At 67.4% G+C, this 23,629-nt stretch carries 24 protein-coding genes; 16 read left to right on the top strand and 8 right to left on the bottom strand.

The genetic code is table 11. From position 1 onward, the window contains the following. Position 1 precedes the first annotated feature (1 nt). From IFT87_RS06670 to IFT87_RS06640, 7 genes are all read left to right on the top strand, one after another. Complete coding sequence (locus tag IFT87_RS06670) at positions 2 to 781, top strand: exonuclease domain-containing protein (protein WP_192007915.1); 780 nt, start codon at positions 2 to 4, stop codon at positions 779 to 781. Between the two features lie 110 nt (positions 782 to 891). Continuing rightward, entirely contained in the window at positions 892 to 1,137 is a 246-nt protein-coding gene (locus tag IFT87_RS06665; RefSeq protein ID WP_037529102.1) for a hypothetical protein, read from the top strand. A gap of 357 nt (positions 1,138 to 1,494) precedes the next feature. Continuing rightward, entirely contained in the window at positions 1,495 to 1,737 is a 243-nt protein-coding gene (locus tag IFT87_RS06660) for a hypothetical protein (RefSeq protein WP_031394821.1), read from the top strand. Positions 1,738 to 1,922: 185 nt separating this feature from the next. Continuing rightward, entirely contained in the window at positions 1,923 to 3,431 is a 1,509-nt protein-coding gene (locus IFT87_RS06655) for a sensor histidine kinase (RefSeq protein WP_056673510.1), read from the top strand. Further along, positions 3,428 to 3,871, top strand: a complete 444-nt coding sequence (locus IFT87_RS06650; protein WP_031394819.1) for a response regulator — start codon at positions 3,428 to 3,430, stop codon at positions 3,869 to 3,871. Before IFT87_RS06655 ends, IFT87_RS06650 begins: the two co-directional genes overlap by 4 nt. Further along, positions 3,872 to 4,903, top strand: coding sequence for a sensor histidine kinase (locus IFT87_RS06645; RefSeq protein WP_056673507.1), 1,032 nt, complete (start codon positions 3,872 to 3,874; stop codon positions 4,901 to 4,903). It abuts the gene before it with no gap. Between the two features lie 111 nt (positions 4,904 to 5,014). After that, positions 5,015 to 5,440, top strand: a complete 426-nt coding sequence (locus IFT87_RS06640; protein ID WP_031440472.1) for an organic hydroperoxide resistance protein — start codon at positions 5,015 to 5,017, stop codon at positions 5,438 to 5,440. 40 nt (positions 5,441 to 5,480) lie between these two features. Here the strand turns inward: IFT87_RS06640 and msrB are convergent, their stop codons facing one another. Beyond that, complete coding sequence (gene msrB, locus IFT87_RS06635) at positions 5,481 to 5,933, bottom strand: peptide-methionine (R)-S-oxide reductase MsrB (protein ID WP_031440471.1); 453 nt, start codon at positions 5,931 to 5,933, stop codon at positions 5,481 to 5,483. A gap of 495 nt (positions 5,934 to 6,428) precedes the next feature. Here msrB and IFT87_RS06630 point away from each other — a divergent pair, with 495 nt between their 5' ends. The 5 genes from IFT87_RS06630 to IFT87_RS06610 all read left to right on the top strand — a co-directional run bounded on the left by IFT87_RS06630 (position 6,429) and on the right by IFT87_RS06610 (position 11,642). After that, entirely contained in the window at positions 6,429 to 6,950 is a 522-nt protein-coding gene (locus tag IFT87_RS06630) for a Csu type fimbrial protein (RefSeq protein WP_052149051.1), read from the top strand. A gap of 21 nt (positions 6,951 to 6,971) precedes the next feature. After that, positions 6,972 to 7,706 (top strand): fimbrial biogenesis chaperone, encoded by a 735-nt coding sequence (locus IFT87_RS06625; protein ID WP_206757224.1) that lies wholly within the window; start codon positions 6,972 to 6,974, stop codon positions 7,704 to 7,706. Between the two features lie 10 nt (positions 7,707 to 7,716). Next, positions 7,717 to 10,020 (top strand): fimbria/pilus outer membrane usher protein, encoded by a 2,304-nt coding sequence (locus IFT87_RS06620; RefSeq protein WP_192007914.1) that lies wholly within the window; start codon positions 7,717 to 7,719, stop codon positions 10,018 to 10,020. Next, a complete protein-coding gene (locus IFT87_RS06615; protein ID WP_084215084.1) occupies positions 10,008 to 10,466 on the top strand; it encodes a Csu type fimbrial protein in 459 nt (152 codons plus the stop codon). Before IFT87_RS06620 ends, IFT87_RS06615 begins: the two co-directional genes overlap by 13 nt. A gap of 114 nt (positions 10,467 to 10,580) precedes the next feature. Beyond that, on the top strand, positions 10,581 to 11,642 hold the full coding sequence (locus IFT87_RS06610) for a LuxR C-terminal-related transcriptional regulator (RefSeq protein ID WP_052149054.1): 1,062 nt from the start codon (positions 10,581 to 10,583) through the stop codon (positions 11,640 to 11,642). Positions 11,643 to 11,695: 53 nt separating this feature from the next. Here IFT87_RS06610 and gyrB read toward each other — a convergent pair whose 3' ends face one another. The 6 genes from gyrB to IFT87_RS06580 all read right to left on the bottom strand — a co-directional run bounded on the left by gyrB (position 11,696) and on the right by IFT87_RS06580 (position 19,445). Then, complete coding sequence (gyrB, locus tag IFT87_RS06605; RefSeq protein WP_037529118.1) at positions 11,696 to 14,227, bottom strand: DNA topoisomerase (ATP-hydrolyzing) subunit B; 2,532 nt, start codon at positions 14,225 to 14,227, stop codon at positions 11,696 to 11,698. A 267-nt stretch (positions 14,228 to 14,494) separates the two neighbouring features. Beyond that, positions 14,495 to 15,289, bottom strand: a complete 795-nt coding sequence (locus tag IFT87_RS06600) for an OmpA family protein (RefSeq protein WP_037529107.1) — start codon at positions 15,287 to 15,289, stop codon at positions 14,495 to 14,497. Between the two features lie 96 nt (positions 15,290 to 15,385). Beyond that, positions 15,386 to 16,510 carry a DNA replication/repair protein RecF gene (recF, locus tag IFT87_RS06595; protein WP_192007911.1) on the bottom strand — a complete coding sequence of 375 codons (1,125 nt, stop codon included), beginning with the start codon at positions 16,508 to 16,510 and terminating at the stop codon, positions 15,386 to 15,388. 125 nt (positions 16,511 to 16,635) lie between these two features. After that, entirely contained in the window at positions 16,636 to 17,430 is a 795-nt protein-coding gene (locus IFT87_RS06590; RefSeq protein ID WP_037531835.1) for a Coq4 family protein, read from the bottom strand. Positions 17,431 to 17,540: 110 nt separating this feature from the next. Further along, positions 17,541 to 18,659 carry a DNA polymerase III subunit beta gene (gene dnaN, locus IFT87_RS06585; protein ID WP_031395114.1) on the bottom strand — a complete coding sequence of 373 codons (1,119 nt, stop codon included), beginning with the start codon at positions 18,657 to 18,659 and terminating at the stop codon, positions 17,541 to 17,543. 132 nt (positions 18,660 to 18,791) lie between these two features. Then, complete coding sequence (locus IFT87_RS06580; protein WP_192007910.1) at positions 18,792 to 19,445, bottom strand: outer membrane protein; 654 nt, start codon at positions 19,443 to 19,445, stop codon at positions 18,792 to 18,794. A 139-nt stretch (positions 19,446 to 19,584) separates the two neighbouring features. Here IFT87_RS06580 and IFT87_RS06575 point away from each other — a divergent pair, with 139 nt between their 5' ends. The 4 genes from IFT87_RS06575 (at position 19,585) to IFT87_RS06560 (ending at position 22,901) form a co-directional block, all read left to right on the top strand. Continuing rightward, entirely contained in the window at positions 19,585 to 20,268 is a 684-nt protein-coding gene (locus IFT87_RS06575; protein WP_052149309.1) for a histidine phosphatase family protein, read from the top strand. Then, on the top strand, positions 20,265 to 20,738 hold the full coding sequence (locus tag IFT87_RS06570) for an invasion associated locus B family protein (protein ID WP_056673477.1): 474 nt from the start codon (positions 20,265 to 20,267) through the stop codon (positions 20,736 to 20,738). The genes IFT87_RS06575 and IFT87_RS06570 overlap by 4 nt, the downstream gene beginning before the upstream one ends. A gap of 221 nt (positions 20,739 to 20,959) precedes the next feature. Then, the gene (gene rlmN, locus IFT87_RS06565) at positions 20,960 to 22,150 is read left to right on the top strand and encodes a 23S rRNA (adenine(2503)-C(2))-methyltransferase RlmN (protein WP_037530332.1); all 1,191 of its coding nucleotides are present in this window, start codon (positions 20,960 to 20,962) and stop codon (positions 22,148 to 22,150) included. Continuing rightward, on the top strand, positions 22,143 to 22,901 hold the full coding sequence (locus tag IFT87_RS06560) for a sulfite exporter TauE/SafE family protein (protein WP_037530331.1): 759 nt from the start codon (positions 22,143 to 22,145) through the stop codon (positions 22,899 to 22,901). Before rlmN ends, IFT87_RS06560 begins: the two co-directional genes overlap by 8 nt. Positions 22,902 to 22,972: 71 nt before the next feature. Here the strand turns inward: IFT87_RS06560 and IFT87_RS06555 are convergent, their stop codons facing one another. Next, positions 22,973 to 23,590 (bottom strand): flavin reductase family protein, encoded by a 618-nt coding sequence (locus IFT87_RS06555; protein WP_037530329.1) that lies wholly within the window; start codon positions 23,588 to 23,590, stop codon positions 22,973 to 22,975. Positions 23,591 to 23,629: the final 39 nt, after the last annotated feature.

Raw genomic sequence — 23,629 nt, 5'->3', positions numbered from 1 at the left:
CATGGCGCCATCTTATGCAAAGCCCAAACCCCAGCCGCAGATGATCCGGGTCATCGACCTCGAGACCACCGGATCGGCTCCCCCCGCGCACGGCGTGTGCGAGATCGGCTGGCAGGACGTCGCGCTGGGCGAGGACGGGCGCTGGGAAATCTACGGCGAGGGCGGCAGCCTGCTGGTCAATCCCGGCCGGCTGATTCCGCCGGTAACGCAGGCGATCCACCATATTCTCGACGAGCATGTCGCCGATGCGCCCTGGTGGCATGATTGCGCGCGCCAGGTGCTCGATCCCTGGCCGCGACGGCTCGCGCTGGCCGCGCACCGCGCCGATTTCGAACAGAAATTCTGTACTTCCGCGCTGACCCGTGATGCCGAATGGATCTGCACCTGGAAATGCGCGCTGCGGCTGTGGCCCGATTCGCCGAGCTTCTCGAACCAGGTGCTGCGCTATTGGCGCAAGCCCGCGGGGATGGAGCATGAGCGCGGCCTGCCCGCGCATCGCGCCTTCCCCGACGCCTATGTCACCGCCTTTCATCTGCGTGACATGCTCAACGAGGCGAGCCTGGCGCAGCTGATCGAATGGTCGCGCGATCCCGGCCTGATCCCGCGCGTGCGCTATGGCCCCGACCGCGGCAAGGAATGGTCCGAACTGGATCACGAGACCCTGATGGCGTTCCTGACCGATCGCGACCCCGATATCCGCTTCACCGCCAATCACGAGATGGATCGGCGCAGTGGTGGCGGCCGTGTCGGCAAGGCGAGCGCGCAGGAACTGTTGCTTTAGAGCGACTTCGCGGCGGATAGATATAATCCGTACCAAAACATGACGCGCGTTTATATTATTCATGAATTGAACTATGATCGTGTCTCCTTCGGTGAAGTGGAGACCCCTTCATGCGCAAGTTCATCATCACTGCTGCAGCATTTGCAATCGCTACAATGCCGGCCACCGCGAATGCAGCCACCAACGCAGCGGCGCCATTGTCTGTCGCCAAGTCGGTGCGTGTATCGACGCAGACCGTCAGGAAGACCAAGCTTGCCGGTCCGAGCCTGATCGTCCCCCTGCTCGCAACGGTTGTCATCGTGGGCGGCGCCATTCTGCTCGCCTCGAGCGACGACGATGATTCGGACAGCAACTGAGCAAACGAACGGCGTAGCGATGTCATCCGCTCGAACGGCAGCGGTCTCGCCTTGTCGGGCGGGTTAGAGGGCCTGCCAAAGTCGAACCATGACGACGATATCACCGGGTCATGATGATCCGTGATCTTGATGGCCATCCCGACCGATCGCGATTGCGATCTCCGGGTCTCGGCCAATCCCGCGATCGATGCGGCACAGTGGCGACCGCCGCGTTGGCAAGGCCAGCACCCGAAAACTGTTGCCCTAGGGTCACGGTCGGCGACCGATAATTGCCCCCGATCGGTTTAGACGTTGCTTCATTTTTAATACAAACGCCTATACTGTGCGCTCTTCTCATAAAGTTACGGAGTTGTTCTCATGCGTAAGATCCTTCTCACGGCTGCTGCCGTTGCCGTCTCGGCCATGCCCGTCGCGGCAAATGCTGCTGCAAATTCCGCAGCGTCGCTGTCGGTCGCCAAGTCGGTGCGCGCTGCATCGCCGACTGCCAAGAAGAACAAGGTTGCCGGTGCCGGTCTGGTCATCGTCGCCGTCGCTGCCGTCGCCGTGGGCGGCGCGCTGTATCTCGCGATCGACGACGACAACAACTCCGACAGCAACTAAGACATAACGGGGTCGGCGCTGGCGCCGGCCCCACCCTGGCGGGCCGGTGTCGATGCCCATCCGGCGCGGCCAGACGCCCCGATCCTCGCAATCGCCGTCGCGCAGCCGCCGGTATCCACCCTCTCCGGCCGCCGTCCGTCAGTATCGCTGGCGTAACGATAGGCGGTATCCTAGACGGGTCGCATATGGCGCGTATCAGCTTGAAACTTCCCCAGTCGGAAGGGCGCATCGCCCGCTGGCTGGTCGCGTTCATGACGCTCGGCTTCGTCGCGCTGGCCGCTGCCGCGGTCGCGATCGGCTGGATCACGGTGCGTAACGCGCGCTACACCGCCGATATTCTTCATACGCAGGACGTCCGCCAGGCGATCGCCACGTTGCAGGTCGAGATGGAGCAGTCGGAAACCGCGCGGCGCGGCTATCTTCTCACCGGCCTGCCCCTGTTCTCGACGGCCTATGAGACGACGGCCCAACGGCTCGCGCCGGCGCTGACGGCGCTGCGCTCCTCGACCCACGACAATCCACGCCAGACCGCGCGGCTCGACCTGATCGAACCGCGGGTGGGCCAGTTGCGCAGCCTGCGGACCCAGTCGATCGCGCTGGTCGACGCGGGCCGGATCGGCGAGGCGCAACGCCGGTTCGCGGTCGATGCGAGCGTCCCGCTGATGCGCAGCATCCGCTACCGGCTGCGGGCGATGGCTGCCGAGGAAGTTCGCCTGCTCGAGATCCGCAGTGACCGCCAGCAGCGGTCGAACATGCTGTTCCTGTCGGTGGCGGGCCTCGCAGCGCTGCTCCTCCTCGTCGTGGCGATCCTCGCGATCCTGGTGATCCGGCGCTACACCGCCGATCTCGGCGCGTCGCGCGACCGGTTGCACCTGCTCAACGAGACGCTCGAGGATCAGGTAGTCGAACGGACCGCGGATCTCAGCCGGGCGAATGACGAGATCCAGCGTTTCGCCTATATCGTCAGCCACGACCTGCGCTCGCCGCTCGTCAACGTGATGGGCTTTACCGCGGAGCTGGCCGAGGCCGCCGCGCCGCTGGCCGCACTGATCGACCGTGCGGAGGCGATCGCCCCGGAGATCGTCACGCCCGAGGCGCGGATCGCCGCGCGGGAGGATCTGCCCGAGGCGATCGGCTTCATCCGCGCCTCGACGCAGAAGATGGACCGGCTGATCAACGCGATCCTGAAGCTGTCGCGCGAGGGGCGGCGGTCGATCACCCCCGAACCGGTCGACCCGGCCGCCGTCGGGGACGCGATCGTCGCGTCGATCCAGCATCTGATCGACGATCGCGGCGCGACCGTCACGATCGACCGCCCGCTGCCCGCACTCGTCACCGACCGGCTCGCGCTCGAACAGATCCTGTCGAACCTGATCGAGAATGCGACCAAATATCTCCAGCCCGGACGGCCGGGCGTGATCCGGCTTGCCGGCACGCGCGAGCGCAACCGCGTGATCCTGTCGGTCATCGACAATGGCCGCGGGATCGCGCCGGGCGATCACCAGCGCGTCTTCGACCTGTTCCGGCGTGCCGGGCCGCAGGACCAGCCCGGCGAGGGCATCGGCCTCGCGCATGTCCGCGCGCTGGCCTATCGGCTGGGCGGGACGATCGACGTGGTCTCGACGCTCGGCGAAGGCGCGACCTTCCGGCTCAATCTCCCCTTCGACCTCAGGTTACAGGATCCCGTGGCATGAACGATCACAAATCCGTCGGCATCGTGATGATCGAGGACGACGAGGGCCATGCGCGCCTTATCGAGAAGAACATCCGCCGTGCGGGCATCCTCAACGATATCCGCCATTTCACCGATGGCACGACCGCGCTCGACTTCCTGTTCGATGCGGCCGACGGTCCGGCGAAGAGCGGCCCCGCGCTGATCCTGCTCGACCTCAACCTGCCCGACATGAGCGGCACCGACATCCTCGCGCGGATCAAGGCGGAGGGCAGCCCGTTGCGACGCGCGCCCGTCGTTGTGCTGACGACCACCGACGACAAGGTCGAGATCCAGCGCTGCTATGATCTCGGCTGCAACGTCTATATCACCAAGCCGGTGAATTATGAGAGCTTTGCCCAGGCGATCCGCCAGCTCGGCCTGTTCCTGTCGGTGATCCAGGTCCCCTCGGCCGAGAGTTGAATGACCGGCAAACGCGTTCTCTATATCGATGACGATGCGGGTATCCGGCGGCTGGTTGGGCGCGCGATGGAGCGTCGCGGGTACCATATGACGCTGGCCGAGTCGGGCGCGGACGGCATCGCGATGGCGCGCGCCGAACCGTATGACCTGATCGCGGTCGACCATTACATGCCCGGGATGGACGGGCTCGAGACGCTCAACGTGCTGCGCGCGCTGCCCGATGCGCCCCCCGTCGTCTATGTCACCGGGTCAGACGAGGGACGGATCGCGGTCGCCGCGCTGAAGGCGGGCGCGGCCGACTATGTCGTGAAGACCGTCGGCGAGGAGTTTTTCGAGCTGCTCGATGCGGCGTTCGAACAGGTCGGCGCGCGGTCGGTGCTGCAACAGGCCAAGGCCGTCGCCGAGGCCGATCTGCGCGCGACCAACGCACGGCTCGAGGCGCTGCTCGGCGAGGTGAACCACCGCGTGGCCAATTCGCTGCAGCTGGTCTCGGCGATGGTCAGCCTGCAGGCGGGGGCGCTGACCGACCCGGCCGCGCGCGAGGCGCTCGAGGATACGCAGCGGCGGATCCAGGCGATCGCGCAGGTCCATCGCCGCCTGTATACGAGCAACGATGTCGAGAGCGTCGACATGCGCGAATATCTCGGCGCGCTGGTCGACGAACTGGCGGAGACCTGGTCGAGCGAGGCGCTGCCACGCGCATTGCGGCTGGTCGCCGAACCGATCCGGCTGGCGACCGACCGCGCGGTGTCGCTGGGCGTGATCGTCACCGAACTCGTCACCAATGCCTGCAAATACGCCTATCCCGCGGGATCGGGCGAGGTCCGCGTGACGCTGTCGCAGACCGATGACGGCCAGTTCCTACTGGCGGTCGAGGATGATGGCTGCGGCATGCCCGCCGACGCCACGCCGCGGGGTACGGGGCTCGGCACCAAGCTGATCCGCGCGATGGCGCAGAGCTTGCATTCGATCGTCGAATATGACCGCGCGCATCGCGGCGTTCGCGCGACGCTCCGCGCCGAGGTGCGCTGACCTCCGTCAGTTACGAGCAGGATTGTCGATGCTGGTCAGAGCGCGCGGCTCTGGACAGCGCCGACACGCACTCCTATTTAGTTATCGCGATAAACAGATAGGAGATTCAGCATGTCGGTCGATGTGAAATACAGCACCACGGCAACCGCCACCGGCGGTCGTGACGGTCAGGCACGGTCGGAGGACGGCCGGTTCGCGGTGGCCCTGTCGACGCCCAAGGAGCTTGGTGGCGCAGGTGGTGACGGGAGCAACCCGGAACAGCTGTTCGCGGCGGGCTATTCGGCCTGCTTCATCGGCGCGCTGAAGGTCGCCGGACAGCAGCTGAAGATGAAGCTGCCCGACGATGTGTCGGTGACGGCCAAGGTCGGCATCGGTCCGCGCGATGCGGGCGGGTTCGGCATCACCACCGATCTGACCGTCGCGCTGCCGGGTCTCGACCGCGAGCAGGCGCAGAAGCTGGTCGATACCGCGCACCAGATCTGCCCCTATTCGAACGCCACGCGCGGCAATGTCGATGTCGGGCTGACGCTCGCCTGACCCACGGGGTGGCCGGCCGCGCGAGCGGCCGGCCGTTCCGTCACGCGCCTGCGGCGTCGACCTGGTCGAGATAGTCCGCATACCCCTCGGCTTCCATCGCGTCGCGCGGGACGAAGCGGAGTGCGGCCGAGTTGATGCAGTAGCGCAGCCCGCCGCGGTCGCGCGGCCCATCCTCGAAGACATGCCCCAGATGGCTGTCCGCGCCCGCCGAGCGGACCTCGGTGCGGACCATGCCGTGGCTGCGGTCATGCAGCTCGGCGACATGCGCGGGGGTGATCGGCTTGGTGAAGCTCGGCCAGCCGCAGTGCGAGTCGAATTTGTCGGCCGACGCGAACAGCGGTTCGCCCGACACGATGTCGACATAGAGCCCGGGTTCGCGGGTGTTGAGATAGGATCCCGTCCCGGGCCGCTCGGTGCCGCTTTCCTGCGTGACGTAATATTGCTCGGGCGTCAGCTTGGCGAGCGCGGCGTCGGTCTTCTTATACTCTGTCATGCTGTCCTCTCACGCGGCGATCCGCGTCGGTTGGCCGGCCGGGATGCGCGAAAGCTGCGTCCGGTCAGCAGGGTGCCGACGGGATATAGGAGGCGTTGGCGCTATAGGAATGGCCGCGCGACGGTGATGGCCAGCCCGATGAGCCGGTGCCCGGGCCGCGATCGTCGCAATCCCGGGGCATGTGGGGCCCATCCGCACGGCACGCCTTGCCAGCATTCAGCCTTTCATCTAGTATTAACCATCGAAACTCATTCCGTTTACCATGATTCGTCATGATGTACGGCAATGATCGACGATTATCCCAAGGCAAGACCATGCATTTCCACGTAGATCTACGTGGGAAATATTGTACATTTGTTCAGGTCTTCGCAATGCCATTGGCGTAGAACTGCATCGATGAGGCGGCATGTTTTCAAGAAGCCTCTTGATGACAGATACGGCTCGACATAAGTGGCGCAAGGTATGTCCTGCTGCGCCCAGTCCTGGGAATTACCAATGGCTATCAACAACATGCGCGTCCAATTCGCGCTGGCGTCCGCGCTCGGCCTGACCGCTTTCGTCGGCCTCCCGGCATCGGCGCAGAGCACTGGCACAACGATCGCCGCCAACGCCGAAGTCACCGAGAGCTGCGTGGTCACCTCGACCGCGCTGCAGTTCGGCGGCGCCGATGTGACCGATGGCGCCGCGCATGCGGGCACCGGTGGTCTGGACGTCATGTGCACGAGTGGCACGGCCTGGACCGCGACGGCCGATGTCGGCACGGGCGCAAATGCAACGATGGCCTTGCGCGGGATGACCTCGACCGGCGGGGGAGGCCAGAAGCTGAACTACGTCCTGTACAATGACAACACCACCACCAGCCCATGGGGTGATGGCACGGCCGGCAGCTCGCCGATCACCGGCACCGGCACCGGCGTCGTTGTGCCGATCGTGCTGGCCGGCAGCATCCCGCTTGGCCAGACGAACGCACCGGCAGGAACCTATGCGGATGTCGTCCAGGTCACGGTCAACTACTAAGCTCTTCAAGCAATGCGCTTTATGAGCCTCTTGCAGACCGGTCGCCTCACGGCGGCCGGTCTTTGCATGGCCGCCGCCATCGCCCTGCCCGGCGATGCGGTCGCGAGCAACTTCCGCGTCAGCCCGGTCACGCTCACCCTGCCCGCCAACCGCCCGGTCGGATCGCTGACCATCACCAATGGCGAGGCTGTACCGGTATCGATCCGGGTGTCCGCCTTTCGCTGGACCCAGGTCGACGGCAAGGACGTCTATACGCCGACCGACGACCTGATCGCGTCGCCCCCCATCTTCACCGCCGCGACGCGGGCGCCGCAACTCGTCCGCATCGGCGTGCGGCACCGCCTGCCCAATGCCGCCTATCGCGTGATGCTGCAGGAGATCCCCGGGCCGGCGACGGCGAACGGCGTGCGCATCGCGGTCAAACTGAACCTGCCCCTCTACATCGTCGCCGATCCGACCGCCAAGGCTGACGTCGCCTGGACCGCTTGGCGGCGTCCGGCCGGCGACATCGTGCTCGAGGCGCGCAATACCGGCGGCGCGATCGCGCAGGTCACCGGCATCGCGCATCGGGCGGGTACGGGGACGGGCGGCACATCGACCGTGCTGAGCAACGCGATGGGCGTCGTCCTGCCGGAGAGCATGCGCCAATGGGAGATCGGCAAACACCCCGAACTCACGACCGGGACGCCGCTGACGCTCGCGATCCGCACCGCCGATGGCGAGCACGAAGTCACGGCGAATCTGGCCGCGCGCTAGTCTGGCAATCGTGCTTCTGGCCGCGGGTTCGCCCGGCATCGCTGCCGACCCCGCGCCCATCCCGGCTGCGGGGCAGGCTGCGGCGCCGGCGGACCTGCGTCTGGCGTTGCTCGCGATCCGGATCAACGGCATCGATCAGCCCGATCCGGTCTGGGTGCTGTACGATGCGGACGCGCTGTACGTCACCGGAGACGCGGCACGCGCGTGGCGGCTGGTGCTGAAAGAGGACGATACGCGGCTGTTCGAGGGCGAGACCTATCTTCGGCTCGACACGGCGGAAGGGCTTGTCGCCGGCCTCGACGATGCGACGCAGACATTGTCGATCACCGCGCCGGCGGCATTGTTCATGCCGTCGAGCGCGCTGCTGTCGGGCCGGACCGACGGGCCGATGACGCGCAGCGGGATCGGCGGCTTCCTCAATTACGACCTGTCCGCACAGACCGCGTCAGGCGCGTCCTCGCTCGACGGCCTGTTCGAGCTGGGCGCGTTCAGCGGCGCGGGGACGATGGGGACGGGCTTCATCGCCGGCACGGGGAACAGTGGCGACGGGCGACGCAGCCTCGTCAGGCTGGATACCAACTGGACGATCGACGACCCGGCGCGGCTGCGATCGCTGCGGATCGGCGATGGCGTGACGCGCGGCAGCACCGGGACCGGTGCGCTGCGGTTCGCGGGCCTTCAGCTCGCGACCAATTTCGCGACGCAGCCGGGCTATCTGACGATGGCGCTGCCGACGCTGAACGGCAGCGCCGCCGTTCCCTCGGTCGTCGACCTTTATGTCAACAACATCCTCCAGAACCGCCAGACCGTCGCGTCCGGACCGTTCGCGCTGACCGACGTCCCGGTGGTCAATGGCAGCGGCGATATCCAGCTGGTGGTGCGCGATGCGCTGGGTCGCGAGACGCGGGTGACGCAATCCTATTATGCCGCGCCGCAGATCCTGCGCCGGGGCCTGCATGATTTCTCGTACGAGATCGGCGTGCTGCGGCGCAATTTCACGCGGGCGAGCTTCGACTATGGCACGCCGATCCTGTCGGCGACGCATCGCTACGGCGTGACCGAGCGGCTGACGGTCGAGGCGCATGGCGAAACCACCCGCAAGATGCAGGCGACCAGCATGCAGGTCAGCGCCTTGTGGCCCGCGGTCGGGATCTTCTCGCTCTCGGCCGCGGGCAGCCATTCGGACCGGGGCGGCGGCGGCCTGTTCGGGATCGGGTTCGAACGCCAGACGCGCGGCCTGTCGCTGGGCGGCAATGGCGAGATCACCACCGCGGACTATGCGACGGTCGGCGATTCGACCGCCTATCGGCGCGCGCGCAGCACGGTGACCGGCTTTATCGGCACGCCCACGCCCTATGGGTCGGTCACCGCTTCTCTCCTGTGGCGCCGCAGCCGCGACCAGCGCGGCGATATCCTGTCGGGCAATGCCAATGCGTCGATGCGGCTCCGTCGGATCGGCGCGCTCAGCCTCAATGCGAGCCGGAGCTTTGCCGGCGCGCGCGACACGACGGTGCAGTTCCGCCTCACCGTCCCGTTCGGCCAGCGGACGAGCGCCACCGCCGGCGTGCAGCTGCGCGACGGCGAGCTCGGCGCGACGACGACGCTGCAACGCAACCTCCCTTATGGAGACGGCGTCGGATACCGGCTGCAGGCGGAAACCGGGGCGATCGAGCGGCTTGATGCAGAGGTCAATGCCCAGAGCGGCATCGGCCGTGTCGATGCGCAGGTGACCCGGCTGAACGGTGCGTCGGGCACGCGGCTGCAGCTGGTCGGATCGGTCGCGACGGTCGATGGCGCGGTGTTCGCCGCGCGTCGGATCGAGCAGAGCTTCGGGACCGTGCGCGTCGGCCCCTACGCCAATGTCCGCGTCTATTCGGACAACCAGCTGGTCGGCCGGACGAACGCGGCGGGCGTGCTGGTCATCCCGCGGCTGCTGCCGTTTCAGGACAATCATATCCGGATCGAGGCCGAGGACCTGCCGCTCGACGCGATCATCGACGAGACCAAGCGTACGGTGCGGCCCTATGATCGCAGCGGCGTCGCGGTACGGTTCGGCGCGCGCGCCGCAAGCGATGCGCGGCTCCGGGTGGTCGGTGCGGACGGCAACCCGCTTCCCGCCGGCACCGTGCTTCACCTGAACGGCGCGGGCGAAGCCTTTCTGCTGGCGCCCGGCGGCGACGCCTATCTGACCGGGCTGGCCGCGCGCAATCGCGTATCCGCCACCTTCGCCGGCGGCGGGTGCGCTTTCGCCTTCGACTTCGTCCCCGCCGGGCAGACCCAACCCGATCTCGGAACCTTCACATGCACCTCATGATCGGTCGCAGCGCGATCACCGCCGCGTTTGTCTTCGCGCTACTCGCGACCGCAGCGCCGGCAGCGGCTGCCAGTTGCAGCGTAAGCCCGCAGGCGCTGACGCTCGGCTCCTATGATCCGTTCGCGACCGCACCCCAGGATGCGGTCACCGGCATCGCGATCAGCTGCGACGTCGAGACCAGCGTCGTCATCGCGATCGGCCCGGGCAATGGCGATTATGGCGCGCGGACCATGACCGGCGGCGCCCAGGCGCTGCTCTACAATCTCTATATCGATCCTGCGCACTCCCGGGTCTGGGGTGACGGCACCAATGGCAGCAGCACCGTCAGCAGCACCGCGGTCGCGACAAGCACCGCGATTCCCGTCTACGCCCGCGCACCGGCCCGCCAGACGCAGCTGAAGCCGGGATCCTACAGCGACATCCTCTGGGTCAGCATCACCTATTGAACGTCCGCGACAGCCCCCTCGAACTCTTAAACTTTACCGTGTAACGCCGAATTTCATCGTCCCGGCCGCGGCACCATTTTCGGGCCCCTGGCACCGCCACCGACCGGAGCAGCCATGATCCTATACGTCATCGACGACGACAGCGGCACGCGGCGGCATCTGCAGGCCTGTCTGAAGCCGTCGGGCATCACGGTCTGGCCCTTTGCCCATGCCGACCTGTTCCTCGAGCAATTGCCGACGCTCAAACCTGCGCCGATCCTGATCGAGCTGCGGACGCCGCCGGCGCACGGCCTGGGGCTGCTTTCCGCGCTGGCGCTGCGCGACATCCGATGGCCGGCGATCGCGATCACGGCGCGGACCGATGCGACGGTCACCGTCGAGGCGATGAAACTGGGCGCGACCGAGGTGCTCGACATGCCGCTCGAGCCCGAAACGCTGGCGGCCGCGCTGGACCGCGCGTTCGAACGGGTCGCGACGCTGGTGAACTGGACGGCGCAGCGCGGCGCAGCGCGCGCGCGTCTTGACCTGCTGACCGAGCGCGAGCGCAATGTCGTGCGCGCGATGATCGTCGGCCAGACGAACAAGGCGATCGCGCAGGCGATGGCGATCAGCCCGCGCACGGTCGAGGGGCACCGCGCACAGGCGCTGCGCAAGCTGAACGTCAGCAGCGTGGCGGAGATGGTCTATGTCGCGGTCGATGGCGGGCTTGCGCCCCGCGAACGCTGGCTCGACACGCCCGAACTCGCGCGCAGCCTGCGTGAGGGGTCGCCGCTGACGAACCACGTGCCACAGCTGCCCGACCCGGGCCGGTCCCGCTTCGACAATTTCGCCGCGACCTCTCCCGATGGCATTCTATGTGCGGATCATGACGGCCGGATCATCGTCTGGAACGCGGCATGCGAGACGCTGTTCGGTTTCAGCACCGACCAGGCGCTGGGTCAGACGATCGCCATCATCGATCCGCGAGAACGAGGTAACGCCCTGAGCCTTCAGCAACTCGCGGCCCGCGGCGCTGCGCATCTGGTCGGGACGACCGTCACCCTCGAGGCGACGCACCGCGGCGGGTCGAAACTGGCCGTCACCCTGTCGCTGTCGATGTGGCGCGAGGACGGCCAGACGCATTTCGGCGCGATCATCCGCAAAACCGACGCGCCACGCCTTGCCAAACCGGACTGACGCACCCGGATCGGACGATCCCTGCGCGTCGGTCCGCGGAAGCGAAACGCGCCCTAGACGTCGAGATTGGCGACGTTGAGCGCGTTGTCCTGGATGAACTCGCGCCGCGGTTCGACGACTTCGCCCATCAGCTGCGTGAAGATCTCGTTCGCGCTCTCGGCATTGACCGCGGTGACGCGCAGCATCGAGCGGACCGACGGATCGAGCGTGGTTTCCCACAGCTGTTCCGCGTTCATCTCGCCCAGCCCCTTGTAGCGCTGGATCGCGAGGCCCTTGCGGCCCGCGGCGAGGATCGCGTCGAGCAGATGGCTCGGGCGCGACACCTGCGTCGAGCCGCGCGTCGCGACCGCGGTGGCGGACCCGATCACGCCGGCACCGGTCTCTGCGGCGTCTTCCGCCTCGGGCTCGTCGGCGTGCGCTGCCTTGCTCGCGGGGACGAGGTTCGAGGTGCGCGCATAGCTGTCCGACTGCTCGGCCGACAAAGCGTGCAGCTTGCGCGCCTCGGCCGAGACGAGGAAGCTCGCCTCGATGATGTGGTGATCGGTCACCCCGCGCCACGCGCGCTGGAAATGGATGCCGCCATCCTGCGTCAGCTCGGCGGTCCAGCGCGCATCGCCGTCGTCGAGTTCGAGGCGACGCGTGACGATCTCGAGCCGCGACGTGCGGTCCGCGACCGACGCCTCGGGATCGAACACGCCGCCCAGCGCCAGCGCCTCGATCATGCCCGCGTCATAGCGCTTGGGGACGTAGCGCATCAGCGTGCGCATCCGCCGCGCGTGATCGACCAGATCCTTCAGGTCGCGACCCAAGCGGGCGCCACCGGGCCCTTCGAGGACCATCGACCCGACGCCCGCATCGACCAGATATTCGTCGAGCGCGGCATCGTCCTTCAGGTACATCTCGGACCGGCCCTTGGTCGCCTTGTAGAGCGGCGGCTGCGCGATGTAGAGATAGCCGCCCTCGATGATCTTGGGCATGTGACGGTAGAACAGCGTCAGCAACAGCGTGCGGATGTGCGCGCCGTCGACGTCTGCGTCGGTCATGATGACGATCTTGTGGTAGCGCAGCTTGTCCGCGTTGAAGTCGTCGCGGATGCCGGTGCCCATCGCAGTGATGAGCGTGCCGATTTCACGGCTCGACAACATGCGATCCTCGCGCGCGCGCTCGGTGTTGAGGATCTTGCCGCGCAGGGGGAGGATCGCCTGGAAATGGCGATCGCGGCCCTGCTTGGCCGAACCGCCGGCCGAGTCACCCTCGACCAGGAACAGCTCGGACTTGGCGGGATCGCGCTCCTGGCAGTCGGCGAGCTTGCCGGGCAGCGAGGCGATGTCCATCACGCCCTTGCGGCGCGTCAATTCGCGCGCGCGCTTGGCGGCTTCGCGCGCGGCGGCGGCGTCGATGATCTTGGCGACGATCGCCTTGCCGTGCGCGGGGTTTTCCTCGAGCCATTCGGCCATCTTGTCGGCCATCAGGCTTTCCAAGGGCTGGCGGACTTCGGACGAAACGAGCTTGTCCTTGGTCTGGCTGCTGAACTTCGGGTCGGGCAGCTTGACCGAGACGATCGCGGTGAGCCCCTCGCGCATGTCCTCGCCGGTGAGCTGGACCTTTTCCTTCTTCAACAGGCCCGACTTCTCGGCATAATTGTTGAGCGTGCGGGTCAGCGCGGCGCGAAACGCGGCCATGTGCGTGCCGCCGTCGCGCTGCGGGATGTTGTTCGTGAAGGCGAGGACGTTCTCGTAATAGGAGTCGTTCCACTGCAGCGCGACGTCCATCGTGACGTCGTCGCGCGTGCCCGAAATCGCGACCGGCTCGGGCATCAGCGGCAGCTTGGCGCGATCGAGATACTTCACGAACGCGGCGATACCGCCCTCGTAATAGAGCTCGACGGTCTTCAGTTCCTCATGCCGCGCGTCGGTCAGGAACAGGCGCACGCCCGAATTGAGGAAGGCGAGCTCGCGGTAGCGATGTTCGAGCTTGTCGAAGTCGAAATCGGTGATCTTGAAGGTGGCGGGCGACGGGAAGAAGGTGACGCGCGTCCCCTTCTGGCCCTCGGCCGCGTCGCCGACGATCTTGAGCGGGAGCACCGCGTCGCCGAACGCGAAGCGCATGTAATGCTCCTTGCCGTCGCGCCAGATCGTCAGGTCGAGCCATTCGCTGAGCGCGTTGACGACCGAGACGCCGACGCCGTGCAGGCCGCCCGAGACCTTGTAGGCGTTCTCGTCGCTGGTGTTCTCGAACTTACCGCCGGCGTGGAGCTGGGTCATGATGACCTCGGCTGCGGACACGCCTTCCTCGGTGTGGATGCCGGTCGGGATGCCGCGGCCATTGTCGGTGACGCTGACCGATCCGTCGGCGTTCAGGACGATGTCGATCCGGTCGCAATGCCCGGCAAGCGCCTCGTCGATCGCGTTGTCGCTGACCTCGAACACCATGTGGTGGAGGCCCGACCCGTCGTCGGTGTCGCCGATATACATGCCGGGGCGCTTGCGGACCGCGTCGAGGCCCTTGAGGACCTTGATCGAGTCTGCGCCATAGTCGCCCTGGTTGGGCAGGTTGGGATTGTTGGATTCAGGGTTGGATGCCATGCCCAGCATATAGGCATCGCACGCCCGAAACGGAAGCGAAATGGCCTGTGGTGCCGGGGGCTCGGGGGCGTAGGACAACGGTCGGCTCTGGCCTCGCTCCAAACACGTCGCCTCCCCGGCGGAGGCCGGGGCCCAGTTGGAAAGGCGGTCGTAACGCAGCGACGCCTTCCGTCAGAGACGTCCCCCACCTGGGCCCCGGCCTTCGCCGGGGTGGTAGAGGCGGGCCTGCCCCTTCCCTCTCCCCCGGGGGGGAGAGGGAGCTTGCGCTCAGAAGCGGTCGGCGCGCTGGCCGAGCAGGGTGACTTCGACGCGGCGGTTGAGGCGCATGCCGGCGGCGGTCGCGTTGGTCGCGACCGGCTGGCGCTCGCCGTGACCGACGACGCTGAAGCGTGCGCGGACGACGTCCATGTCGTCGAACGCCTGGCGGACGCTCGCCGCGCGGCGCTCGGACAGATCCTGGTTGTGCGCATCGGACCCGCGCGAGTCGGTAAAGCCGTCGATCGCCACGCGGACGCCCGGATTGCCGCGCAGATAGCCGGCGAGCGGGCGCAGCTTCTCGATCGCGCCGGGGCGCAGCACCGCGCTGTCGGTGCGGAACAGCACGTCCTCTTGCAGGGTCAGCGTCGCGCCGCGTGGCGTCTGGCGGAAACCATAGTTGCGCATCGCGCCGCGGTCCCACGTCGTGCTGGTCTCGACCACGGTGGTGCCGCCGCCGCGGTCGCCGCGATAGCCTCCCGGGTCGCGGCCATAGGCGGCCCAGTCGAACCGGTCGCGACGCGGCCCGGCGATGCGGGCGAATTCGCGGTTGGCGTCACCGGCCTCCTGCCGGTTGATCCGGCCATCGCCGTTCGCGTCGAAATTGGGCATCACGAACGCACGGCCCCGCGCGGTATTGCGGAGTTCGGGAAACAGGATCGGCACGCCCGCGCCCGCCAGCCTGTAACCGGGGCGCGACCAGGGCGGGTTGCTCATGTCATAGCGCGCCTGCGCGAATGCAGGTGCGGTGGTTGCCGCGATCATGACCAGTCCGAATGCGGCGCGTGCGATAGTCGTCTTCATCATGTCTCTCCGTCGCCCCCGCTATGGACCGGGGCGCGATGGACCGGGATTTGCCCGCGCCCGCTTGAACCCCTCGTGACGCGCATCGACAGCGCGCGTTCAGCCAGGCCCGACCGCGATCCGCGTCGCCTGCGCGTCGATCGCATCGAACAGTGCGTCCTCGGTGCCGGTCATCCACACCTGCCCGCGCCCCGCCAGCCGATCGAACAGCGCCGCGCGGCGGGCCGGATCGAGATGCGCCGCGACCTCGTCGAGCAGCAGGACCGGCGCCTGCCCGGTCCGCTCGGCGACCAGCTCGGCATGCGCGAGGACGATGCCAAGCAGCAGCGCCTTCTGCTCGCCGGTCGAGGCGAGCGACGCGGCGCGCGCCTTGTCGTGGTGCGTGACGATCAGGTCCACACGGTGCGGCCCGACCAGGGTCCGCCCGGCAGCGGCGTCACGCGCGCGACCCTGGGCGAGCGCGACCGCGAGCGGCGCGGCATCGCCGGCCCAGCCGTCGAGCGCGAGGCCCGCCCGCGGAAATGCGCCGTCCGTCTCGCCCGCCAGCCGCGCGCCGAGCAGATCGACCGTTTCGCGGCGCGCGGCATCGAGCGCGTCGCCGTGGTCGGCCATCTGCGCCTCGAGCGCGGACAGCCAGTCGCCATCGGGACGGCCTTCGTCGCCGAGCAGCCGGTTGCGCGCGCGCATCGCCGCCTCGTAGCGCGCGGCATGATGCGCGTGCCCGGGTGCGAGCGCGAGCGTCAGCCGGTCGAGAAAGCCGCGGCGCTCGCCCGCGGGGGCGACGAACAGCCGGTCCATCGCGGGGGTGAGCCACAACACCGTCAGCCACTCGGCGAGCGTATTGGCGGTGGTGGTCGCACCCTGGACGCGGACGATGCGTCGCTCAGGCGCCGAGGTCAGCGCGCCGGTCGCGATATCGACATCGCCGATGTGGCTACCAGCGTCGGCATGCTGGTCGCGTTCGGCCCCAGCTACGGAAGTCTCACCTCGCGCGGAGGGGCAGAGCGTCGCCGCGACGCCGAAACCGCCCGCACCGCCCTGCCGCGCCATCTCGCCGAGCGCAGCCCGGCGCAGCCCCCGGCCGGGGGCGAGCAGCGAGACCGCCTCGAGGATGTTGGTCTTGCCCGCGCCGTTCGCGCCGGTCAGCACCACGAACCCCGCCCCCGGCTGGAGCGTCAGGTCGGCATGATTGCGGAAATCGGTAAGGACGAGGCGCGACAGCATCGCACCGGCCTTAAAGGAGTTTTGCAGCCGAGTGCATCGCCCTTTTCCGTTCGCCCTGAGCGAAGTCGGCGATCGGTCTGGTCAGGACCGCCCGCGACAGACCCGGTGCGCTGTCAGCCTTCGCGTCAGGCGGCGATCCGCTCGGGTCCGGTGCCCGCTCCCGCTTTCTGCGCGCTCAGATAGGAAGCGAGCACGGGACCGAGTTCGCGCTGCGCGTGCAGATAGGCGACCGGCGTCGCGATCCCGAGCCGCGCGCGTGCCGCATCGAGCGGCTCATGAAGCAGGGTCAGATAATCCTCGCCTGAAATCCACTTTGCCTTGCGGCCATTGCGATAGCCTTCCCAGACCGCCTTGGCGAACAAGCCATTGCCGGTCACACGGAGGCTCTTGAGCGCCGCCGCCGACCCGATCAGCGCCCAGCCGAGCCCGCCGACCTGCGCATAGCTGAACGCGACGAGCGCCGCCTCACCGAGACTCTCGTCCGCCTTGTAGCCGGTCAGCACGTGCCAGATGTCATGCGTGTCGCGCACCCGCCGGCCGAACCACGCATAGGGATGCGCCAGATCGTCCTCGCTCGGCACCAGCCGCGACACCTCGACGAGCCCGTCCGCCGAATAGCCCGTCGTCTCGAGGAAATGGCGATAGGCCGCGCCGACCGTGCCGGGCGCAAAGCTCGCGACGAACGCCGGATCGGAGAAGCGCCGCGCCAGCTCGACCTGATCATAGGCGATCCGCCCGCCCCGCTCGGTCGCGATCAGCCGCGCATAGTTCATCGGCGCGTTGCCGACGTTCAGCGCGCGCATGATCCGGAACACCTGAGTCGTGTCGTCGCCATTGGCGAGGAGCTTCCGGATCGCATCCATCGCGGTCCGCCAGTCGCGACGACCGGTCGTACCAGGAAAGGGAGGAAGCTTCGCCATCGAGTCGACTCCTTACTAACAGTAATGTCAGTATCAGATCCGCTCGAGCCTTCAAACGAAAAAGGCCACCCCGCAGGATGGCCTTTCACGCGATCGCCGGCGTGCGCCGGTCAGACGCGCATCGGCATCAGCACGTAGAGCGCGGGCGACTTGTCGTTCTCGCGGATCAGCGTGGGCGCAGCGGCGTCGGCGAGGTGGACCTCGACCATGTCGCCGTCGATCTGCGCGAGGATGTCCATCAGATAGCGGCTGTTGAAGCCGATCTCGAACGGGAGCGCGACATAATCGCCGGGAACTTCCTCCGCGGCGGTGCCGTTTTCGGGCGAGGTCACCGACAGCGTGATCTTGTCGCGATCGAGCGCCATCTTGACCGCGCGGGTCTTCTCGGTGGCGATGGTCGACACGCGGTCGACGCCTTCCATGAAGCTCTTGGGGTCGATCTTGAGGATCTTGTCGTTGCCGGTCGGGATCACGCGGCTGTAATCGGGGAAGGTGCCGTCGATCAGCTTCGAGGTCAGGATCGCCTGGCCGAGGTCGAAGCGGATCTTGGTCGGCGACAGCGACACGCCGACCGAGCCGTCGACCTCGTCGAGCAACTTGCGCAGCTCGGCGATGCATTTGCGCGGCACGATCACGTCGGGCATCGATTCGGCGCCCTCGGGCCGCGGCAGCGTGACGCGCGCGAGGCGGTGACCGTCGGTCGCGGCGGCCTTCAGCACCGGGTTCGCGCTGTCGCCGTCCGCGACGTGGAGGAAGATGCCGTTGAGATAATAGCGCGTCTCTTCGGTCGAGATCGCGAAGCGCGTCTTGTCGATGATCTGCTTCAAGGTCTCGGCGGGCAGTTCGAACTGGGTCGGCAGTTCGCCTTCCGCGATCACCGGGAAGTCGTCGCGCGGCAGCGTGCCGAGCGAGAAGCGTGCGCGGCCCGCGATGATGCTCATCCGGCCTTCCGAGGCGGCGAGCTGGACCTGGCTGCCCTCGGGCAGTTTGCGCGCGATGTCGAACAGCGTGTGCGCGGACACGGTGGTCGCGCCGGGCTGGTCGACCGCGGCTGCAATCGATTCGTTGATCTGCAGATCCAGATCGGTCGCCATCAGCTTCAGCGTGCCTTCGGCCGTCGCCTCGATCAGCACGTTCGACAGGATGGGGATGGTGTTGCGCCGTTCCACCACGGACTGGACATGGCTCAGCCCCTTGAGGAGCGTTGCGCGTTCGATCGTCGCCTTCATCAAAATTCCCCCGGCCTCCACAGCCGGATTCGGGGCTGGGGGCAATCCGCAGATGGCTTACCCAACAATAAAGGGTCGGAGCAAGCGCCCCGACCCTTCTTTGATCACGGTAAACGTCGCGTTAGACCGCAATCAGAAGCGGAAGCCATAGCTGGCGACGACCTGATGACGATCGGTGTCGACGTCGAATCGGCCGCTGGTGCCGCCGGTCGCGTAGTCGATGTTGCTGCGCTCATAGTTCGAATAGCGATATTCGAGCTTGGCATAGCTGTTCGGGCCGACCGCATGCTCGGCACCCGCGCCGATGCGCCAGCCGTCGAGGTTGAAGTCGGTGTCGGTGGTCTGGTCGGTGTCGCCCGCGAGCACGTTCAGCTTGGCGTTGGTGTAGCCGCCCTTCGCATAGATCATGGTCGTCGGCGCGACGACATAGCCGACGCGACCACCGACATAGATGTCGCGGCCCTGCTTGACGCGACCGAAGCCGAAGTCGCTGGTATAGTCGTTGCGGTCGCTCTTCGCGGTCGAACCGGTCAGTTCGGCCTCGGCGCCGAGCACGATGTTGCTCGAGGTCGCGATGTCGTAGCCGATGCCGCCGCCGTACAGCAGGCCGTCGATCTTCTGGTCGTCGCGCCCGTTGTTGTTGGACACGCTGCTGCCGGCGCCAGTGTGGTCGTAGCCGAGCGTGGCTTCGACGCGCGGGCCGGTGAAGGTCGGGTTGGTCTGTGCCAGCGCGGGGGCGGCGACGGCGGTGGTCGCGAACAGCGATGCGGCGATAAGCTTACGCATTGGGATACTCCATTGATCTTCGTCACCCCCGAACGCGGGGTGGATGGCTCCAATGGACCAATCCGACAGGCGTTGCATGAACCCCAGATAAACACGGAAATCCGTTGCTTTTGCGCAACAGGGGGTTGAAATGCGGGCCATGATTCCAAGCCCTCGGCAACGTGCAGCGGACCTCGGTCCAACCGGCAAACCGCCCGTCAGGCTTGGCCGGGATTTCGTCGCGCGGCACGGCGAAACCGTATTCAACGCCGCGCACCGGTTGCAGGGCGATGCCGCGCACACGCCGCTGACGCGCGCCGGATTCGCGCAGGCCGACGAGCTCGGCCGTGCGTTGCGGGACCTGCTCGGGGCCAGGCCTGCTCTGACGCTGTGGGCGTCACCGACCGGGCGTGCGCTGCAGACGCTGGCGGTGATCTGCGAGCATCTCGAGCTCGACTGGCACGATGCGCGTACCGACCCGCGGCTGGTCGAGATCGACATGGGCTCGTGGGGCGGCCGCTATTATGCCGATGTCGTCGACGAGGTCGGGCCGGTGATGATGCCCGGCGGCACGCTGAAGCCCGCGCCCGACGGAGAGACCTATCCGCAGATCGCGACACGGGTCGGCGGCTGGCTGGCGGACACCGCGCAGGACCCGGGCGACCGGCTGGTGATCATGCACGGGATTTCGAGCCGGGTGATGCTTGGCGCGATGACGGGTGCGCCGGTCGATCCGGTGCTCGGCGCCGCGGTTGCGCCCGGGTTGCCGCAGGGGTCGGTGACGCTAGTCGCGCAGGGCCGCGCGACCGTTCCGCACCGCGGCACCGGCTTCGCCCCCGCGTGAAGCTGGCGGTGCTGCTGGCCTTCGCGGTCGCGACACCGGCGACGGCGCGCGACACGATCGGCATCTACCGGGGATGGGGCGCGTTCCGCGACGCGGCGCCGCCGCGCTGCTACGCGATCGCGCGGCCGGTGATGGCGGGTGGGCGCACGACGGGTTTCGCGACCATCGCGACCTGGCCGAAGCGCGGCCTGCGCGCCTCGCTGTACATCCGCCTCAGCCGCGAGCGCGATCGCTCCGCCGGGGTGACGCTGACGGTCGGCGAACGCCGGTTTGCGCTGGCCGCAAACGGGCTGGACGCGTGGGCGAGCGATGCCCCCAGCGACCGCGCGATCGTCGCCGCGCTGCGATCGGGACGCAGCATGAGCGTCGAGGCGGTCGGGGTCGGCGGCCGGCCGTTCGCGGATGTCTATGCGTTGTCGGGCGCGGCGACGGCGATCGATGCCGCGGTGCTGGCGTGTCGCGGGGGGTAAGAACGCGCCGAACATCTGCGCCTCCCCGGCGGAGGCCGGGGCCCAGGTGGAAAGGTGGTCGTAACGACGGGCTGGCCGTCCTTACCTCCGTTCCCCAACTGGGCCCCGGCCTTCGCCGGGGAGGTGTTATCGCGTGGGGCTGCGCGTGGTGTTCATGGCGGCAACGCTTCGCTCCACACACGCTGTAGAAAAATCGGCAAAATTCCGCTAAGGGCCGCCCCATGCAGACCGCCGCGAACCTCATGCCCATCCCCGGGCACATCGATCCCGTGCCCGTTCCCCGCAGCTTCGTGTCGCGCAGCGACGGGCGTATCGACCTGCTCGGGCTGTCGCTCGCCGATCTGCGCATGGCGCTGGAGACGTCGCAGCTCGAGGAAAAACAGGCCAAGCTGCGCGCCAAGCAGCTGTGGCACTGGATCTACAATCGCGGCGCGACCGAGTTTTCGGCGATGACCGACATCTCGAAGACGATGCACCCGTGGCTCGAGCAGCGCTTCGTGATCAGCCGGCCCAATGTGGTCGAGGCGCAGGTGTCGACCGACGGCACGCGCAAATGGCTGCTGCGATCGGACGACGCGCAGGATTACGAGATGGTGTTCATCCCCGACGCGGATCGCGGCACCTTGTGCGTGTCGAGCCAGGTCGGCTGCACGCTCAACTGCACCTTTTGCCACACCGGCACGATGCGGCTGGTCCGCAACCTGACGCCTGCCGAGATCGTCGGCCAGGTGATGCTCGCGCGCGATTCGCTGGGCGAATGGCCGAGCCAGCCCGAGGGGCGCATGCTCACCAACATCGTGATGATGGGGATGGGCGAGCCGCTGTATAATTTTGAGAATGTCCGCGATGCGCTGAAGCTGGTGATGGACGGCGCAGGGCTCGCGCTCAGCCGCCGCCGGATCACGCTGTCGACCAGCGGCGTGGTGCCGATGATGGCGCGCGCGGGTGCTGAGATCGGCGTGAACCTCGCGGTGTCGCTGCACGCGGTGACCAAGGAGGTGCGCGACGAGATCGTGCCGCTCAACCGCAAATACGGCATCGAGGAACTGCTCCAGGCCTGCGCGGACTATCCCGGCACCAATAATGCCCGCCGGATCACGTTCGAATATGTGATGCTGAAGGACAAGAATGATTCGGACGCCGATGCGCACGAACTCGTCCGGCTGCTGCGCAAATATGAATTGCCCGCCAAGGTGAATTTGATCCCGTTCAACCCATGGCCGGGCGCGGCCTATGAATGCTCGACCCCCGAGCGGATCAAGTCCTTCTCGAGCATCGTGTTCGGGGCGGGCATCTCCGCGCCGGTGCGCACGCCGCGCGGCCGCGACATCGATGCGGCGTGCGGGCAGCTGAAGACCGCGTCGGAGAAGAAAAGCCGCGCGCAACTCGATCGCGAAGCCGCGCTTGCCTGATTTGGGTGTGGTGGCACTGGCGGCGGGTGCGGGGTTGCTGGGCGGCGCGATGAACGCGCTGGCGGGGGGCGGCAGTTTTGCGACGATGCCCGCGCTGATCGGGCTGGGCGTGCCGTCGACCTTCGCCAATGCGACGAGCAACGTCTCGCTCCAGCCAGGCGCGATGGCTAGCGCATGGACCTACCGGCACGGGCTGGAGCCGGTGTCGGGCGTCGGCATGCGGACGATGGCGGGGATCACCTTCGTCGGCGGGCTCGTCGGCAGCCTTTTACTCGTCGCGACCTCGGCACGCGCGTTCGACCTGATCGTGCCGTGGCTACTGCTGTTCGCGACGCTGGCGATCGCGTTCGGCACGCAGGCGTCGCTCTGGCTGCGGTCACGCGTCGAGATCGGGCCGAAATCGCTGGTCGCGGTGCAGGCGATGCTGGGCGTCTATGGCGGCTATTTCGGCGGCGGGGTCGGGCTGATGCTGACCGCCGCCTGGGGGCTGTTGTCGGGCGCGACGCCCGCCATGCTTGCCGCACCGCGCACGCTGATGCTCGCGGTCGCCAATCTCGCGGCAACGATCATCTTCATCGCCACCGGCATGGTCTATTGGGCGCTGTGCATACCGATGCTCCTCGGCGGGATCGTCGGCGGGCATTTCGGGGCGAAGCTCGGGCTGGTGCTGCCCGCCAAGGTCATTCGGGTGTGGACGCTGCTGGTGACGATCGCGACGACGATCGTGTTCTTCTGGCGAGCGTATGGCTGAGGCGTGTGTCCCCGCGAAGGCGGGGACCCAGTCTGGGCACCCGCCTTCGCGGGTGGACCAACCGCCTCAGGTCAACCCGGCCGACGCATCTTGAACAGCGACTCCTCGGTGATCGCGAAATAATCCGCCGGGCCGCCGCCGCGCAGGATCGGTTCGCCGCGCGCGGTCTGGTACACACCGTCCTCGAGCATCGCCGGGTCGATATGGATCGCGACCGCCTCGCCGAGCACCAGCCACTGGTCGAGTTCGCGTCCCTCCTTGGTTTCCAGCCGGACGATCTGCGTCACCTTGCATTCGAACTGCGCACGGCTCGCGGCGACGCGCGGCGGCTTCACGTGCAGCGACGCCAGCGTCTCGAGCCCCGCGAGTGCGAATTCGTCGACGTCCGCCGCGACATTGGCCGCGGTCGCGTTCATCGCCTCGCCCAGATCGCGGCTGACGAGGTTCCAGACGAATTCGCCGGTCGCGGCGATGTTGGCGACGCTGTCCTTCCACCCCATCGACGAAAAGCCGATCAGCGGCGGGGTGTAGTTGAACAGGTTGAAGAAGCTGTAGGGCGCAAGATTGGGTACGCCGTCCGCGGACAGCGTGCTCACCCAGCCGATCGGGCGCGGCGCGACGATCGCGTTGAGCGGATCATGCGGCAGGCGATGGCCGCTCGCCGGTTCGTAAGAATGCCATTCGGTCATACGCGTATCCCTGCTATGGTCGGAGCTTGTCGCCTAAAG

Source organism: Sphingomonas sp. CFBP 8765 (assembly GCF_014841445.1).
GTDB classification, from domain to species: Bacteria; Pseudomonadota; Alphaproteobacteria; order Sphingomonadales; family Sphingomonadaceae; genus Sphingomonas; species Sphingomonas aerolata.
This window is presented reverse-complemented; position numbering and strand designations above follow the sequence as displayed.